Source organism: Cellulomonas humilata (genome assembly GCF_013359775.1).
GTDB classification, from domain to species: Bacteria; Actinomycetota; Actinomycetes; order Actinomycetales; family Cellulomonadaceae; genus Cellulomonas; species Cellulomonas humilata.
This window is the reverse complement of record NZ_JABMCI010000067.1, coordinates 282,477-299,305: the sequence shown is the minus strand read 5'-3', so window position 1 is coordinate 299,305 and position 16,829 is coordinate 282,477. Positions and strand designations below refer to the sequence as shown.

At 73.4% G+C, this 16,829-nt stretch carries 13 protein-coding genes and 1 pseudogene; 9 read left to right on the top strand and 5 right to left on the bottom strand.

The genetic code is table 11. From position 1 onward, the window contains the following. Positions 1–81: 81 nt before the first annotated feature. Entirely contained in the window at positions 82–456 is a 375-nt protein-coding gene (locus tag HP550_RS14880) for a VOC family protein (RefSeq protein ID WP_175348452.1), read from the bottom strand. A gap of 41 nt (positions 457–497) precedes the next feature. On the opposite strand from HP550_RS14880, the gene dinB reads away from it, so the two are divergent. Further along, positions 498–1,679, top strand: coding sequence for a DNA polymerase IV (gene dinB / locus HP550_RS14875; RefSeq protein ID WP_425484455.1), 1,182 nt, complete (start codon positions 498–500; stop codon positions 1,677–1,679). Positions 1,680–1,701: 22 nt separating this feature from the next. Here the strand turns inward: dinB and HP550_RS14870 are convergent, their stop codons facing one another. After that, positions 1,702–2,748: a class I SAM-dependent methyltransferase gene (locus tag HP550_RS14870; protein WP_175348450.1), complete on the bottom strand. Its 1,047-nt coding sequence runs from the start codon at positions 2,746–2,748 to the stop codon at positions 1,702–1,704. Positions 2,749–2,869: 121 nt separating this feature from the next. On the opposite strand from HP550_RS14870, the gene HP550_RS14865 reads away from it, so the two are divergent. The 3 genes from HP550_RS14865 (at position 2,870) to HP550_RS14855 (ending at position 8,536) form a co-directional block, all read left to right on the top strand. After that, positions 2,870–5,701: an AfsR/SARP family transcriptional regulator gene (locus HP550_RS14865; RefSeq protein ID WP_175348449.1), complete on the top strand. Its 2,832-nt coding sequence runs from the start codon at positions 2,870–2,872 to the stop codon at positions 5,699–5,701. A gap of 104 nt (positions 5,702–5,805) precedes the next feature. Beyond that, complete coding sequence (locus HP550_RS14860) at positions 5,806–7,587, top strand: family 43 glycosylhydrolase (RefSeq protein WP_175348448.1); 1,782 nt, start codon at positions 5,806–5,808, stop codon at positions 7,585–7,587. Positions 7,588–7,663: 76 nt separating this feature from the next. Continuing rightward, the gene (locus HP550_RS14855; protein WP_175348447.1) at positions 7,664–8,536 is read left to right on the top strand and encodes an alpha/beta fold hydrolase; all 873 of its coding nucleotides are present in this window, start codon (positions 7,664–7,666) and stop codon (positions 8,534–8,536) included. A 16-nt stretch (positions 8,537–8,552) separates the two neighbouring features. Here HP550_RS14855 and HP550_RS14850 read toward each other — a convergent pair whose 3' ends face one another. Both HP550_RS14850 and HP550_RS14845 read right to left on the bottom strand, forming a co-directional pair. After that, a complete protein-coding gene (locus HP550_RS14850; RefSeq protein ID WP_175348446.1) occupies positions 8,553–9,557 on the bottom strand; it encodes an NAD(P)-dependent oxidoreductase in 1,005 nt (334 codons plus the stop codon). After that, a complete protein-coding gene (locus HP550_RS14845; protein ID WP_175348445.1) occupies positions 9,554–11,518 on the bottom strand; it encodes a DUF2264 domain-containing protein in 1,965 nt (654 codons plus the stop codon). Before HP550_RS14845 ends, HP550_RS14850 begins: the two co-directional genes overlap by 4 nt. 89 nt (positions 11,519–11,607) lie before the next feature. Between HP550_RS14845 and HP550_RS22430 the strand changes: the two are divergent. The 5 genes and pseudogenes from HP550_RS22430 to HP550_RS14825 all read left to right on the top strand — a co-directional run. After that, positions 11,608–11,727: pseudogene (locus HP550_RS22430) on the top strand (DeoR family transcriptional regulator); the annotation flags it as partial. Between the two features lie 314 nt (positions 11,728–12,041). Next, positions 12,042–12,674, top strand: coding sequence for a substrate-binding domain-containing protein (locus tag HP550_RS22425; RefSeq protein ID WP_343048190.1), 633 nt, complete (start codon positions 12,042–12,044; stop codon positions 12,672–12,674). 100 nt (positions 12,675–12,774) lie between these two features. Then, the gene (locus HP550_RS14835) at positions 12,775–14,100 is read left to right on the top strand and encodes an ABC transporter substrate-binding protein (RefSeq protein ID WP_246280880.1); all 1,326 of its coding nucleotides are present in this window, start codon (positions 12,775–12,777) and stop codon (positions 14,098–14,100) included. Positions 14,101–14,173: 73 nt separating this feature from the next. Further along, complete coding sequence (locus HP550_RS14830) at positions 14,174–14,476, top strand: DUF5808 domain-containing protein (protein ID WP_175348444.1); 303 nt, start codon at positions 14,174–14,176, stop codon at positions 14,474–14,476. A gap of 61 nt (positions 14,477–14,537) precedes the next feature. Beyond that, the gene (locus HP550_RS14825) at positions 14,538–15,362 is read left to right on the top strand and encodes an alpha/beta fold hydrolase (protein ID WP_175348443.1); all 825 of its coding nucleotides are present in this window, start codon (positions 14,538–14,540) and stop codon (positions 15,360–15,362) included. A 51-nt stretch (positions 15,363–15,413) separates the two neighbouring features. On the opposite strand, the gene HP550_RS14820 is transcribed toward HP550_RS14825, so the two are convergent. Beyond that, entirely contained in the window at positions 15,414–16,715 is a 1,302-nt protein-coding gene (locus tag HP550_RS14820) for an alkaline phosphatase (protein WP_246280879.1), read from the bottom strand. Positions 16,716–16,829: the final 114 nt, after the last annotated feature.

Sequence of the window (16,829 nt, the reverse complement as noted above, 5' to 3'; positions counted from 1 at the left end):
CGCTTCGGGCTGAAATGTCCGCCCCGAGCGATCATGCTCCGAGCGGCCCGTCCTGGCTACGCCTTTCGGGTGAACGTCTGGTCAGACGGTCTTCGCGCGGGTCTCGAACTCCGCGGAGACCGGCGGCAGCAGGCAGAACGGCAGACCGACCGGGTCGACCATGACGGCGTAGTCCGCGTGGCGCGTGCGGACCGTGGCACCGAGCCCCTCCAGCCGCGCGATCTCCGCCTCGAGGTCGTCCGTCTCGATGTCGAGGTGGTAGCGCGGGGTCGGGTCGTCACCGATGTCCTGCGTCGCCACGTGCGGCAGCGAGGCGGCGTCCCGCAGCGCGGTGAAGGGCTCGCCCGGGATGGGGTGCGGCGTCGCGGCGAGGGCGCCCGACCAGAACCTCGTGACCGCCTCGACGTCCGTCGCGGGGGCGTCGATGATGACCTCGCGCAGCATGATCCGGTGCATGACGTGACCCTAGTGTCAGAGGTACGTTCGAACATGTGTTCGTGCGCTCCACGATCCTGCATGCCGACCTCGACGCGTTCTACGCCTCCGTCGAGCAGCGCGACGACCCCCGCCTGCGCAACCGTCCGATCGCCGTGGGCGGCGGTGTGGTGCTGGCCTGCTCGTACGAGGCCAAGCGCCGCGGCGTGAAGACCGCGATGGGGGGTCGGCAGGCGCGCGCGCTGTGCCCGGACCTCGTCATCGTGCGGCCGCGGTTCGACGCGTACGTCGAGGCGAGCAAGGCGGTGTTCGAGCTGTTCCGGCAGACCACCCCGATGGTCCAGGGCGTCTCCATCGACGAGGCGTTCCTCGACGTGGCCGGCCTGCACCGGATCGACGTGGCGCCCGTCGACATCGCGGCCCGGCTGCGCGCCCAGGTCAAGGACGTCGTCGGGCTCCCCATCACCGTCGGGGTGGCACGGACGCCGTTCCTGGCCAAGGTGGCGTCGCGCGTGGCCAAGCCGGACGGGCTGCTGCTGGTCCTGCCGGCGGACGAGGAGTCGTTCCTCCATCCGCTCCCCGTCGAGCTCCTGTGGGGCGTCGGCGCGGTGACGGCCGCGAAGCTGCACGCGTACGGGCTGTTCACGGCCGGGGACGTCGCCGCGCTCCCCCGCTCCGTGCTCACCGGCACGCTCGGGCCGGCCGCAGGCGCCCACCTGTACGCGGTGGTGCACGGGCTGACCCCGGCGCGCGTGGTGGTGGGCCAGTCGCGCGGGTCGATCGGGGCCCAGCGGGCGATCGGGCACGGTCCGCACGATCCCGCGTTCGTCCGGGCCGCCCTTCTCGGGCTCGTCGACCGCGTCTGCCGGCGGATGCGCAAGGCCGACCGGATCGCCCGGACGGTGGTGCTCCGGCTGCGGTTCGAGGACTACACGAAGGCCACGCGGTCGCGCTCGTTCGTCACCGGCACGGACTCCTCGGAGGACATCGCCGCAGCAGCCCTGGGACTCCTGGACGCCGCCGGTCCGCTGATCCGCGAGCGCGGGATCACCCTCGTGGGCGTCGCGCTGACGGGGCTCTCGTCGGACGAGTTCGTCCAGCTGGCGCTGCCGCTGGACCACCCGGACCACGGGGGTCTCGACGAGGCCGTGGACGCGGTCGCGCTCCGGTTCGGGACGCAGGCCGTCATGCGTGCCAGCCTGCTGCGCACCGGTGAGGGGATCGCGGTGCCGCTCCTGGAGTGAGGGCGGCACCGCGATCCCGGTGTCACGGGCGGATCTCGTACGCGACGTTCAGCGCGCTCGTCGCGGCCCGACGGAACCGGGTGAACCCGGCAGCGGCGGCGATCTCGCGGATCGCGGTCTCCCCCGCCTGTGCGCCCAGCGCGTACCCACCGGCCTGCGAGAGGCTGTTCGGCACGCACAGGAACAGCGACCCCGCGTAGTACAGCCGACCGACGGGGTGCAGGTTCTCCTCGAGCGCGTCGGACGCGGCGGGCTCGACCACCAGCCAGGTGCCGTCGTCCGCGAGCGCGGCCCGGACCCGCCGGGCGGCCGCGACCGGGTCGCCCATGTCGTGCAGGGCGTCGAACGTCGTCACCAGGTCGAACCCGGAGCCGCTGAAGTCCTGCGCGGTCGCCACCTCGAAGTCGACCCGGCCGGCCACGCCCGCCTCGGCCGCCTTCTTGCGCGCGAGCTCGACGGACTCCCGGTGGTAGTCGGACCCGACGACGCTGGCGCTCGGGAACGCCTGCGCCATCAGCACGGACGTCGAGCCCAGCCCGCAGCCGATGTCGGCGACACGCCCGCCCGCGGTCAGCTTCTGCTCGACGCCCTCAAGCGCCGGGATCCACGTGGGGATCAGCTCCGCCACGTAGCCCGGGCGGTAGAACGCGTCGCAGCCGACGAAGACGTCCTCGTGGTGCTCGTGCCAGCCGACGCCGGCGCCCGTGCGGAACGCCTCGGTGAGCTGCGGCTCGGCGCGCAGGTAGCCGAGGCCGGCGACGAACGCGGCCGACACGTTCGGGCCGTTCGGGTCCGCGAGGCAGTACGCCTGCTCCTCGGTGAGCGAGAACTGCGCGGTGGCCGGCTCGTACGTGACGTACCCGCCGGCCGCCTGGTTGCGCAGCCACTCGGTCAGGTAGCGCTCGTCGTAGCCGGTCCGCTCGGCGAACTCCTGAGCCGACGCGGGTCCCTCGGCGAGCGCGCCGTACAGGCCGAGCCGGTGGCCGATCACCACCGCGCCCGCGGAGCCCGTCGCGCCCATGTCCGTGATGACCTGGCCGAGGAACGCCCCCACCTTGTCGTGATCCATCTGTCCGTCTCCTTCGTCTCTGCCCGGCCGGTCGCCGGGATGAGACGAGGCTCGCGGGACCCGCTGTCACGGCACTGTCACGGCCTGTCTCGGCGGTGACAGGCCCGGCATACTGGCGACCATGAGCGCGACGGTCCCGTCGGTGCCGTTGCGGGTGGACGTCCTCGGCCCCCTCCGGGTGCAGGTGGACGGCAGCGCTGTGGACGTGCCCGGGCCGCGCCGCCGAGCGGTCCTCGCACTGCTCGCCCTGGCCGAGGGGCGCGCGGTCGCCGCCGACGACCTGGTCGACGCGCTGTGGCCCACCGACCCGCCCGAGTCGGCACGCCAGGCGATCCAGACCCACGTCTCCCGGTTGCGCGCGCACCTCGGACCGGCCGCGGACCGGCTGGAGACGAGCCCGGGCGGGTACCGGCTCCGCCTCGCGGCCGCCGAGCTCGACCTGTCGCACGCCAGGTCGCTCCTCTCGGCTGCGCGGAGCCGCTCGGCACACGACCCCGGTGGGGCGCTGGCCGGGCTGCACGAGGCATGCGCGCTGTGGCGGGGTCCGGTCCTCGCCGACCTGGCGGACGTGGCGCCGATCGCGGTCTCGATCGAGGAGTGCGCGCGGTTGCAGCGCGAGGTGGCCGGGACGCTCGTCGCGAGCGCGGTCGACGCCGGGCGCGCCGCCGACGTCGTCGACCTCGCGACCGCTGCGCACGCCGCCGACCCGCTCGACGAGGCCGCGGCGATCGCGCTGATGCGGACGCTGGCTGCGGTGGCACGGCCCGCGGAGGCGCTCCAGGTGGGCCGCGAGCTCCGCCGCCGGCTGGCCGACGAGACCGGCCTCGACCCTTCTGCGGCGGTCGGGGAGCTCGAGCGCGTCATCGCGGGCGGTGGCTCCGGTCGCGTGCCCGCGTCGTCCCTCGCGGCGCGTCCGCCCACCCGGCTCATCGGCCGAGCGGCCGAGGTGGCCGCCCTCCACCGGGTGCTCGCCGACGAGCGCCTGGTGACGCTCGTCGGCACGGGTGGCGTCGGCAAGACGCGCCTGGCCCAGGAGGTCCTCGCCCGTGCGCCCGCGGTGACCGCCCTGCTCCTGGCCCCCGTGACCGACCCCGGCGCGCTCCCCAGCGCCCTCGCGGCCGCCCTTCGGCTCGACGTCGTGCAGGGTGACGTGCTCGAGGCGTGCGCGGCGGTGCTCGACGCCCAGCCCGGGATGCTCCTGGTGGACAACTGCGAGCACCTGCTCGACCCGGTGCGGGACCTGCTCTCGACCCTCCTGCCGGCCTGCCCCCGGCTGACGGTGCTGGCCACGAGTCGCGAGCCGCTCGGGCTGCCCGGCGAGCACACCGTCCGGCTCGCTCCCCTGCCGCTCCCGGGGGGCGACGGCGACCCGTCCACCGTCGCGTCCGTCGCGCTGTTCCTCGAGCGGGCGGCCCGGGTGCGCACGGCGACGGCGACCTCCGCGGCGGACCTGGCTCTCGTGGCGGACATCGTGCGCCGCCTGGACGGTGTGCCCCTCGCCATCGAGCTCGCCGCCAGCCGCCTGTCGGCGTTCTCGCTGCGAGACCTGCACGACCGCCTCGACCGCTCCCTCGACCTGCTGGGCGCCGGCAGACCTACCGGCGACTCCCGGCACCGCACGCTGCGCTCGACCGTGGAGTGGTCCTACCGGCTGCTGTCGCCGGACGAGCAGCGCCTGTTCCGGCACGTCGCGCCGTTCGTCGACGGACTGGACCTGGAGGCGGCGGAGTGGCTGGCCGCCGACCTCGGGCTGCCCGGCGACCCCGGAGCCGCGCTCTCCCGGCTGGTCGACGCGTCGATGGTCGACGCCCAGTTCGAGGTGCGCACCCGCTACCGGATGCTCGAGACCCTGCGGGCGTTCGCTCTCGACCGGATCAGCGCGGCCGGGGAGGACGACGAGTCGGCCGACCGCATGCTGCGCTGGGGCGTCCGGCTCGCCGCCGGCATCGAGGCGGGCCTGGCCGGGGACGACGAGTCCGACGCGGACGCCACCCTGCGCCGGGAGCTGGCCAACCTGCGCGCGGTGTGGCAGCTGGCGCGCCGCCGCGGTGCGGTGGATGCCGCCGCGGACGTCGTCGTCTCGCTGTACGGCGCGATCGCCTACCGCGACCTCCTCGAGATCCGCGCGTGGGCGGAGGAGCTGGCCGCCGACCCCGCCCTCGCCGGCCACCCGCGCGCCGCCGGCGTCCACGGTGCCGCCGCCGAGGCGGCCTACCAGCGCGGCGACCTCGACCGGGCGGCCACTCTCGCCCGCACCGGCCTCGCGCAGGCGACGGACGACCTCGGCCGCTGGTCCTGCCACGTCCCGTGGTCGGTCGTCGCACTGGCGCGGGGCAGCTTCCCGGAGGCGGTCGAGCACGCCCTGGCCGCGACACGTGAGTCCCGACGCTCCGACCCGTTCGGAGTCGCGGCGCTCGCCGAGCTCTACGCGGGCAACGCCTCACGCGCGCGCTCGCTCGGCGACGCCGCGCTGGCAAGGGCGGTCTCGCCCACGGAGCGTGCCTGGGCCGCCTACGTCGCCGGCGAGATCGAGAACGCCACCGGCCACGCCGACGTCGCGGAGCGCGACTACCGCCGCGCCATCGGGCTGGCCCGGGGCGCCGGTGCGACGTTCCTGGTCGGCGTCGCCACCGTCGGGCTGCTCACCGCCGTCGCGGACCTCGGTCGGGTCGACGAGGCGCTGCGCGGCTACCGCGACGTGATCCGGTACTTCGCCCGCACCGGCAACTGGACCCACCTGTGGGCGACGCTGCGGAACCTCGCCGACCTGCTGCGGCGGACCGGCGACGACGACGCGGCACGCCTCCTGTCCGCCGCCGCCGACGCCGCCCCGGACGCGCCGGCGGCCGGACCGGGTGCGGCTGCCGTGCCCTCGACGGGTGCCGGGACGCCTCCCACCCGGGCGGCCGTGCTCGCCGCGGCGCTGCGGGCGATCGACGAGCGGATCGGCTAGCGAGCCACGTCAGGTCCGCATTCCGGACATCTGTACATCGTTGTAGAACGGTGCCAGGATGAGCGCAGCCGCCCCCACGACGATGTGGAAGACAAGGAATACCGATGAGACGCACCCCCCTGTCCCTGGTCCTGCTGGTGATCGCCGCGCTGCTCGGGCTGGTCGCCCCGGCCACCGCGGCGACCGCCGGCGGGCACACCCCGGCACCGGCCACCCGCCCGGTCGACCCCATCGCGCACGACCCGACGATGGTCAAGGAGAAGGGCTGGTACTACGTCGCGATCACCGGCGACGCGGCCTTCGACGACACGTACCTGCCGCTGAAGCGCTCCCGCGACCTGGTGCACTGGGAGGAGCTCGGACCGGTCCTCACCGAGCTCCCGGCCTGGGTGCTCGAGTCGCTCGGCGTGACCGAGGCACCGCGCGACGCCTGGGCACCCGACCTCAGCTGGTCCGGCACCGAGTGGCGGCTGTACTACGCGGTCTCGCAGTTCGGCACCAACAACTCCGTGATCGGCCTGCTCACGTCGCCGTCGCTGGCGCACCCGCAGTGGGAGGACCAAGGACTCGTGGTCCGCTCGCAGCCGGGCGTCAACACGTTCAACGCCATCGACCCGAACCTCGTCACGGACGCCGACGGCGGCACCTGGCTCTCGTGGGGCTCGTTCTTCTCCGGCATCCACGTCGTGCCCGTCGACGACGCCACGGGCAAGCCCGTCGCCGGCGCGCAGCCCGTCAGGATCGCCCAGCGCCAGTTCGCCCCGAACGCCGAGGAGAACCCGACGATCGCGTTCCACGACGGCTACTACTACCTGTTCGTGTCCTGGGACTACTGCTGCCGCAGCGTGGAGAGCGACTACCGGACGATCGTCGGCCGCTCCCCCAGCCTGACCGGCCCGTACGTCGACGCCGACGGCGTCCCGCTGCTCGACGCCAAGGGCGGCACGGAGATCCTGCGGGGCTACAACGAGTTCGTCGGCGCTGGTGGCGGCGACCTGCTGATGGACAGGAACGGCCGCTCCGGGTACTTCGTGAACCACTACTACGACGCGACGGACGGCGGCGCGCCCCGCCTGAACGTCCGGAAGCTCACCTGGGGACGCGACGGGTGGCCGGTGATCAGCGACCCGATCAACCCGAGCCGCTCGATCGGCCACGGCGACCCCTTCGTGCAGATCGTCCCGCGCGACGGCACCGCGGTGGTCGAGAACGCCGGCTGCGGGTACGAGGGCGCGAACATCGCGCTGTGGACCGACCTCGACAACGCGTGCCAGCAGTGGCAGCTGTCCGACCGCGGGAACGGCACCCGGATCCTCAACCGGTTCAGCAACAACGTGGCCGAGGTCGGTGCGTGCGCCAACGTCGACGGCGGCAACGTCGCGCAGTGGGGCTGGCTCGGGTTCCTGCCGAACAACGACTGCCAGCGGTGGAGCTTCGCCGCAGCCGGCGACGGGTGGACCACCGTGGCCAGCGTCCTGCCGGGCAACCGGGTGTGGACCGTCCAGGGCGGGCCGGTCCCGGGCAGCAACCTCGCGATCAGCACCCCGACCGGCGGCGCGGACCAGCAGTTCCGGTTCGAGCCCGTCGGCGAGGTGCTGCTGGCCAACCCGACCGACTCCACGACGCTCACCGCACCGCGCGGTCGCGCGGGTGCGGTTACCTTCCGACCGCGCGACGAGCGCGCCCGCCAGGCGTGGGTCGTCGAGCCCGTGGCCGGGACCGCCGGGTACACCGTCCGGACCGCCGACCTGGGTGGCTGCCTGGATACGGACCTGCGGCTCGTCCGCACCGGGTGCGCCACCTGGACGCTGAGCCCGACCGACGACGGCACGTGGTCGCTGAGCAGCACCGGAACCACCCAGGCGGTGCGGCTGCTGCTGCCCTGACCTGGGCCGGACCCTCGACCGGATGCGGTCGGGGCCCCGATACTGGCAGGGGCCTCGACCGCACCCGGAGGATCAGATGACGACCGCCACGACCCACACCCTGGACGTTCCCGGGGCGACGCTCACCTACGACGTCCGCGGCCCCCTCCCGCCGGCTGACGGCCGCCCGCCGCTCCTGTTCATCGCCCAGCCCATGGACGCGTCCGGCTTCGGCACGCTCGCGTCGTACTTCCCGGACCGGACCGTGGTCACGTACGACCCGCGCGGCCTCGGCCGGAGCACCCGTAGCGACGGCGAGACCGCGAACACCCCCCAGCAGCAGGCCGGCGACCTGCACCGGCTGATCGCCGAGCTCGGCGGGACCGTCGACCTCCTCGGCAGCAGCGGGGGCGCGGTCACCGGGTTGCACCTCGTCTCCGCGCACCCCGACGACGTCCGCACGTTCGTCGCGCACGAGCCGCCCCTGCTCGGCGTCCTGCCGGACGCGCAGGAGGCGTTCGCCGCGGAGAAGCGGGTGCAGGACGCCTACCACCAGCTCGGCTGGGGAGCCGGGATGGCGGCGTTCATCGCGCTGACGTCCTGGGAGGGCGAGCTCACCGACGAGTTCGGCGCCGAGCTGCCCGACCCGGCCGCCTTCGGGTTGCCGACCGGTGACGACGGGTCCCGCGGCGACCCGCTGCTGTCGGGCATCTCCAACGCGATCACGGCCTACCAGCCGGACGTCCCCGCGCTCACCGCCGCGCCCACGCGGGTGGTCATCGCCGCCGGCATCGAGAGCACGGGCACGCTCACCTGGCGGACCTCCTCCGCGCTCGCCGACGAGCTCGACCAGGAGCTCACCGTCTTTCCCAGCAACCACGGCGGGTTCCTCGGCGACGAGTACGGCCAGCCGGGCCAGCCGGAGGCGTTCGCCGCGCGGCTGCGCGAGGTGCTCGACAGCTCGGCCTGACCGGTGGGGACCGGTGTCAGGCCGTTCTCGCCAGGTCGGCGGCCCGGACCTCGTGCACCAGGTCCTCCCCCGCGACGAACCGTGCAACCTCCGCGACCGCGCTGGCACCGAGGCGGCGCAGCTCGTTGCCGAGCGACCCGGCGACGTGCGGGGTGAGCAGCGCGCCCGGAGCGGTGAACAGCGGGTGCTCGGGCGGCAGGGGTTCGGGGTCGGTGACGTCCAGCACCGCCCGGAGCCTGCCGCTGAGCACCTCCTGCGTGAGGGCCTCGGTGTCGACGAGCGACCCGCGCGCCGTGTTCACCAACGTGGTTCCGGACCGCATGAGCGCCAGCTGGCGGCGGCCGATCAGGTGGCGCGTCTCCGGCAGCTCCGGGGCGTGGACCGTGACGACGTCGGCGTGCCGCATCAGGTCGTCGAGCCCGGTAGCCGTCGCACCCAGCGCGCGGGCGTCCCGGTCGGTGACCCACGGGTCGTGCAGCAGCAGCTCCACGTCGAAGCGGTGCAGCAGCTCGAGGACCTGGCGGCCGATGCGTGACGCCCCGACGACACCCACGACGAGGCCGTTGTTGCCGAGCGGGCCGCTGGCGCTCCCGGCGGTCAGGGACCGGTGGCGGGTGTAGGACTCGGCGGCCTCGAGGACGCGCTTGCCGGCCAGGAGCACCATCGCGAGCGTGTACTCGGCGACCGGTTGGGCGTTGGCGGAGGCGCTGCTGGACACGCGCACCCCGCGCTCCCACAGCTCCGGCGTCACGATCTTCCGCACCGTGCCGCCGGTGTGCACCACCAGGCGCAGCTGCGGGGCGAGGTCAAGGGTCGGTCCGTCCAGCCGAGGTGCTCCCCACCCGGTGACGAGCACCTCGACGTCGTGCAGCGTCGTGCGCGACCGCGCGTCGTCGAGGGTGGTGAGCACCACCGGGTCGAGCGCGACGCTGGCGCGCAGCCGGTCCAGCGCGACGCGGTCGAACAGGTCGGGGACGAGGTCGCCGTCGCGCATGGCGATCGCGGCGCGGACCCGGCTCACCGGAGGTCCTCTCCGTGGACCACGTCGACGTGGCCGTCGGGCCAGCTGACCTCGACGGCGCGCGCGTCCCGGACCCGCACCGTGGCGGTCGGCTCGACGTCGGCGGCCGCGCCGGCGAGGACCACGAGCGCCGCGACCACGTGACCCGCAGGGACAGCGCCGGAGCTGCGCACCCAGGGCGTGACCGAAGCGGCGCCGAGCGGGTCCGCGCCGTGGCGAGCGGTCGAGCCGGCGACGTCGAGGCCTCGCAGACCGCGCACCAGCGACCCGGCGCCGTCCAGTCGGCGGACCCGGATCCCGTGCGTCTGCTCGTCCAGGCTCAGGTCGTCCGCACGTTCGGCAGCCAGCGCCCACCCGCCGACCCGCAGGGCGAACGGTCCGTCCGCCCGGGGCCAGCCACCGTCGACGTCGTCCGTCGCGCCCTCCCACCACGCCAGCCTGACCTCGGCGTGTCCCCGCACGACCGACGCGGTGACCAGGTGCGGCCCTGCACGCAGACCGGCCCAGGTGGCGGCACCGACACCAGCCGCAGTCGGCAGGGTGAGCCAGTGCGTGCGCGACCGCGACACCGCGACCCCGTCGGCCAGGTGCAGGCGCTCGACGGCATCCCGGTGCGACGGCTCCCCCCGCTCGTCGAGCAGGGCGACGTGCGAGTCTTCCGGAGCCGCGATGGCGTCAGGTGCGAGCTGCGGAGAGGTGTGGTTCGAGTAGCCGAGGCGGGCGTAGAACGGGTCGTCCGCGCGCGGCGACCACGGCGGGTCGAGGACACGGTCGGAGCCGTGGTTGAGCAGCCGGACCGTGCCGTCCTGTGGGGTGCTCACGACCAGCCAACCCGGAGCGCGCAGCAGCGTGACGGCCTCGCGCTCCCAGGCCGGTGGCGTCGACGCGGCGTCGGTCCACACCGGGTGGTCCGGGCCGAGCAGCAGACCGAGGAAGCCCTTGCTGGCCCAGTACGGCGAGGCCCCGCCGGAGTACAGCTGGCGCAGCCCGGTGAAGGGCCGGTGCCAGCCGATGCTGAGCATCCCCTGGTCGTCGACGGCCCCGGACGCCAGGAAGTGGTCGACGACAGCGGACGCCAGCGCGCGGGTCTGCCCCGGCTGCAACGGTGTCGCGCCCGCGAGCGCACCGGCCCAGAAGGGGGCGAGCATCCCGAACCGGTACGTGGCCGACCTGCCGTGCAGGACGGGTGCCCCGTCGGACCCGACGAGGTGCTGCGCACCCTCGAGGTACGCGTGGAGCCGCTCCGCGTGGACCCTCTCCAGCGGGCGTCCCTCGATCCGGGCCCGCAGCAGGGGGTAGAGGTGCCAGGCCCAGCCGGCGTAGTAGTCGAATGTCTGCGGACGACCGTGCGCGCCCCGTCCGTCGGAGTACCAGCCGTCCCCGACGTAGAGGTCCTCCTGCAGCGCGTCGTTGCGGTCGAGGTCCTCCTGGCTCCATGGGCCGCCGACCTCGCGCAGGAACGACTCCACCACGTTCTGGAACCACAGCCAGTTGTTGCGGTACCCCGAGGTGCCCACGATGTCGGCCATCCAGTCGACGGTCCGGGCGCGGGTCGTGTCGTCCAGCCGGTCCCACAACCAAAGGCGTGTCTCAGACAGCGCGACGGCCACGGACGCCGCCTCGACGATCGCCTGGCGGCGTTCGGGGATCCCGGGCCACCGCTCGGCGTGCCCCCGATCGACTCCGTGGCGCAGCCCGGCGGCGTACCGCTCGAGGTGCCCGTGCGGGTCGGCACCGTCCGCGCCGCGGACCCGGAACGCGGCGAGCAGGAAGGTGCGGGCGTACCCCTCGAGGCCGTCGCTCCACGCCCCGGACGCGCTGGCCGGGCCGGGCAGCCGCAGCAGAGCGTGCGTCGACGACGCGAACGGGCGGGTGGACCGGAGCAGCGCATCGGCGAGCTCGACCCAGCGCGTGTGGTCCGCCGGGCCGGCGGTGGGCAGGGCGGGCGTGGTGCTGGTCACCCGTGCAGTGTTGGCTAGCCTGTGGGCCTGACCGATCAAACGGACACTTTGCGACACAGGCGTCGCGGTCCGTCGGGAGGAGAACCGTCATGCAGCTTCCCCAGGCTCGCCGCGAGTTCCTGCTGCGCGAGATCGAGCTGCGCGGGAGCCTGCGAGCAGCGGAGGCCGCCACCGAGCTGGGCGTCTCCGAGGTCACCGTGCGCCGGGACATCATCGAGCTCGAGGGTGCCGGCCTGCTCGCCCGCGTCCACGGTGGCGCCATCGCGCTGGCCTCGGCCCGCACACCGCAACCCAGCCGCCTCCTCGTCGGCGTCGTCGTGCCGAGCACGACGGCGCACTTCCCCCAGGTGGTCCGCGGCATGGAGTCCCTGTCGCACACGCAGCGGGTCCGTCTCGTCCTCGGCGTCTCGCACTACCGGCCGGACATCGAGGAGAAGCAGGTCGCGCGACTGCTGTCGCTCGGGGTCGACGGCCTCGTCCTCGCCCCCACGGCACGAGGACGGACGGAGGACGAGCTCGCGGAGTGGCTGACGTCCCTCCGGTCCCGGTGGTGCTCCTGGAACGCCGGTTCGCGGCGACCGCGGTGCACGAGCTCGACTCGGTGCGCACCGACCACGTGCACGGCGCAGCGCTGGCGGTCGAGCACCTGGTCCGGCTCGGCCACGGCCCCGTCGGGCTGGGGGTCTACGACCGCACACCGACCGCCCCGTCCGTGCGCGCCGGGCACCTGGAGGCGTCTCGACGACTCGCTCTCCCCCCGGCCCCCGACGTGCCGCTGCCCAAGGGCGACGACGACCCCGAGCAGCTGGACCACGCCATTCGGATGCTGCTCGACGGGTGTGTGGACACCGGGTGCCGGGCTCTGCTGGTGCACACCGACGACCACGCCACCCGGGTGGTGGAAGCAGCCCTGGACCGCGGGCTGACCGTGCCCGGCGACCTCGCGGTCGTCGCGTACGACGACGAGGTCGCCGCGTTCGCCCCCGTGCCCCTCACGGCAGTCACCTCTCCCCGCCACGAGCTCGGCCGGGAGGCGGTGCGGATGCTCGTCGACCGCGTGACCAGCGGACCTGACGGCGGCGGCCCGCCACGGCACGTCCAGCTGCTCCCGCGCCTCACCGTGCGGCGCTCGTGCGGCGCCCATGTCGCGTCGTGATCGGTTCTGCACGTTTGCCGCAGACCGGCCGCCGCCGCTCGAAGAATGTCCCATCGACCGCACCGTGCCGCTCAGCGGCTGAAGAGCAAGGAGGCTCGCGATGAGGACATCAGCACCCAAGGTCAGGTCCCGACCACGCACGCAGACGATGGCGCTCGTCGCGGCGGGACTCGTCAGCGTCCTCGTCGCCGGGTGCAGCAGCCCGGGCGAGGCGTCCGCGGACGACCCGACGACGGACGGCGGACCCGTCGCGCTGGACTTCGCCTGGTGGGGTGACACGAGCCGCGCGGAGCGGTACGAGGAGGCCGTCGCGCTCTTCGAGAAGGAGAACCCGAACGTCGACGTGCGCACGCGGTTCGCGGGGTGGGGCGACTACTGGACGGCTCGCAACACCGAGGCGGCGGGCAACAGCCTGCCCGACGTGATGCAGATGGACGTCGCCTACCTCACCGAGTACGCCACGAACGGTCAGATCGCCGCGCTGGACGACTACCTGGGCGCCGAGATCGCGACCGACGGGCTGCCCGAGTCGCTCCTGCCGGCCGCACAGATCGACGGCGAGACCTACGCCATCCCGACGAGCACGAACACGCTCGCGACGATCGTCAACACCGACCTCCTCGCCACCCTCGGCGTCGAGCCGCCGGCGTCCGACGCCACCTGGGACGAGTACGACGAGTTCCTGACCGACGTGGCGACCGCCGGTCGGTCGACGACGCCGGTGGTGTACGGGTCGGTCGACTACACCCAGATCCTCTGGCTGTTCCAGATCTGGCTCGGGCAGCAGGGCAAGACCCTCTTCGAGGACGACGGGCTCGGATTCGAGAAGGCCGACCTCGCGCAGTGGTGGGAACGCGCCGCCTCCCTGCACGAGAACGCCGTCCTGCTGCCGCCCGACCGCCAGACGCAGCTCGAGGGTGCAGACGCTCTCGGGGTCGGCGAGACCGCCGCCGACATCAGCTGGGACAACTTCCTCGTGCGCTTCTCCGAGGGCACCGACGAGGGAGACCTGAACCTCGTGCCGCTGCCGACGGACGACCCGGACGAGCGGGGCCTCTTCCTGAAGCCGTCGCTGATGCTCGCGCTCTCCGCCAACTCCGAGCACCCCGCGGAGGCAGCCGCACTCATCGACTTCCTCACCAACAGCCCGGAGGTGGGCGAGATCTTCGGGATGTCGCGGGGGGTCCCCGCGTCCAGCGCGGCGCTCGCCGGGTTCGAGCCCACGGGACTCGACCTGCAGATCCTCGAGTACGAGGAGTCGCTGACGCCCTACCTCACCAACTCCCCGCCGCCCCCCGTCGCCGGGTTCGGGACGCTGGAGACGGCCTTCGTGCGCATCAGCCAGGACCTCTCCTACGGCTCGATGAGCGTGGACCAGGCCGTGGACGAGTGGTTCGCCGAGGCGGAGTCGGTCCTGGTCCAGTAGCCCACCTGGGGTCGGTGGCCCTGTGCCTGCTCGGGGGAGGAGCATGGGGCCACCGACGAACGAGGGAGTCGACATGGCATCGCACGACGAGGACAGCACCGCGCTCGACCTCCAGAAGCTCATCCGCCTGATCACCCTGGCGCTGGCCGTCGCGGCCGTCGTCAAGGAGCTGCGGCAACCCGCCGAGGAGCGCGAGTGGCACGGACAGGTGGTCGGGTTCGTCCCCTACGACTTCCGGGTGCCCACCATGGCGCGGTTCAAGGAGCGCATGTGGGACCCCGAGGGCGCCCACGTGATCAGCCCGCGCGTGTTCGGCGTCGGCTGGACGCTGAACGCCGGCCGCATCGTGGAGCTGGTCCGGCAGCGGGTGACCTAGGCAACCGGGCGGTGCCCGCTTAGTCTCGGATGACCGTTCTCGTTCTCCAGGAGGGTCACCCATGGGCACGATCACGACGACCGACGGCACCGAGATCTTCTACAAGGACTGGGGGTCGGGTCAGCCGCTCGTCTTCAGCCACGGCTGGCCGCTCTCGGCCGACGACTGGGACACCCAGCTGCTCTTCTTCCTCCAGCACGGCTACCGCGTCATCGCGCACGACCGCCGCGGGCACGGGCGGTCCACGCAGACCAGCGACGGCCACGACATGGACCACTACGCGGACGACCTGGCCGCCCTGACCGAGCACCTGGACCTGCACGACGCCGTCCACATCGGCCACTCCACCGGCGGCGGCGAGGTGGTGCACTACATCGCCCGGCACGGGGAGAGCCGCGTCGCCAAGGCGGTGCTGATCAGCGCGGTGCCGCCGATCATGGTGCAGACCGACGCCAACCCGGGCGGCCTGCCGAAGGCAGTCTTCGACGGGCTCCAGGAGCAGGTGGCCACCAACCGGTCGAACTTCTACCGGGCCCTGGCCGCCACCGAGTTCTACGGCTTCAACCGGCCCGGCCGCGATCCGTCCGAGGCGATCATCGAGAACTGGTGGCGCCAGGGGATGATGGGCGGCGCCAAGGCGCACTACGACGGCATCGTCGCGTTCTCGCAGACCGACTTCACCGAGGACCTGAAGAAGATCACGGTCCCGGTGCTCGTGATGCACGGCGACGACGACCAGGTGGTCCCGTACGCGGACTCCGCACCGTTGTCGGCGCAGCTGCTGCAGAACGGGACCCTGAAGACCTACGCCGGGTTCCCGCACGGCATGCCGACCACCGAGGCGGCGACGATCAACGCCGACCTGCTCGAGTTCCTCCAGTCCTGACCGCCGGCGACGAGGGCGGCTGCGCGTCCGCACAGCCGCCCTCGTCGTGCGTCAGCGCCGGCCGCGCATCGCGTCCAGGACCACCGTGAACACGTCGGTGTTGTCCTGCGAGCGTGCCAGCCGTTCGGCTCCCGGCCCCTCGGCGGTCAGCGGCGTCGCGGCGCCCGTGTGCCCGCTCGTCGTCCAGTCGATCGTGAACTCCAGGTCGCTGTTCGCGATCGGGAACGGACCGTCCTCCAGGCTCTGCAGGACGCCGGGGACGGTGCTGGTCGGGTCACCCGACTCGTCGGTCGACGAGACGTTCTCGATGGCCAGCCCACCGGTCTCGTGGTCACCGACCACGACGACCAGCGTGCCGGGGTGCGACGCGGCGAACTGCCGGACCAGGGCCACCGTGGCGTCGAGCGCCTGGCCGGCCTTCAGGGTGAGCGCGCCGTTGTTGGCGTGCTCCATCTCGTCGATGGCCTCCTCCTCGACCATCAGGAAGAAGCCCCGCCGGTCCTGGGAGAGCACGTCGAGCGCCTTCGCCGTCATGTCCGTGAGCGGCACGACCGGTGCGTACTCGTCGCCCTGACCCTCGGGGAACTGCTCGAACATCTCCTCGTTGGCGAACAGGCCGAGGATCTTGTCGGAGTCCGTCGCCGCGAGCTCCGCGGGGGTGCTGACGTAGTCGTAGCCCGCCCCCTCGGCCAGCTCGACGAGGTTGCCGATGGTGCTCTTGCTCACCTCGGGACGCGGGTCCGCCGGGTCGTCCGGGTAGGCCCCCGGGTCGCCCACCGGGTACCACCAGTCCTCGCCACCGCCGAGGATGACGTCCGGCTTGGTGACCTCGATGAACTGGCGCGCGATCTCGCTCTGGTCGCCACGGTCGGGCACGTGGGAGCCGAAGGCCGCGGGGGTCGCGTCCGTGACCTGGGCGGTCGAGACCAGGCCCGTCGCCTTGCGCAGGTCGTTCGCGTGCTCCAGCAGGGTCTTCACCGGGGCGCCGTTCACGTCGACCGACACCGCCCCGTTGTAGGTGCGCACGCCCGCAGCGAACGCCGTGGCGCCCGCGGCGGAGTCGGTCACGGCCTCCTCCAGGTCGGCCGAGTCGGTGTGCGTCCAGCCGGCGTAGCGCAGCGAGTCCATCTCCAGCTGCCCGTCCTGGCCGACGGTCGCGAGCCGGGTGGCCTCTCTGGCCGCGAGGCTCAGGCCGTCGCCGACCATGAAGATCACGTTCTTGGCCACCACGCGGTCGTTCCCGCGTCCGCGATCGACGCTGTCGCCGCCCGCCGCGACCCCGCCGGTCGCCAACCCTGCCGCGAGCACCGCTGCGCCCCCGGCCCCCATCCATGTGCGTCGTGAGCTGAGCATCTCTGCCGTCCCTCGGTCGAACTTCGTTGTTCACCTTGACGTCGGCCGGAGCATCCCCCGTGCAAACCATCGTTCGACCGATCGGGTGAAAGTGCAACGCGAGGCAGCGAACCC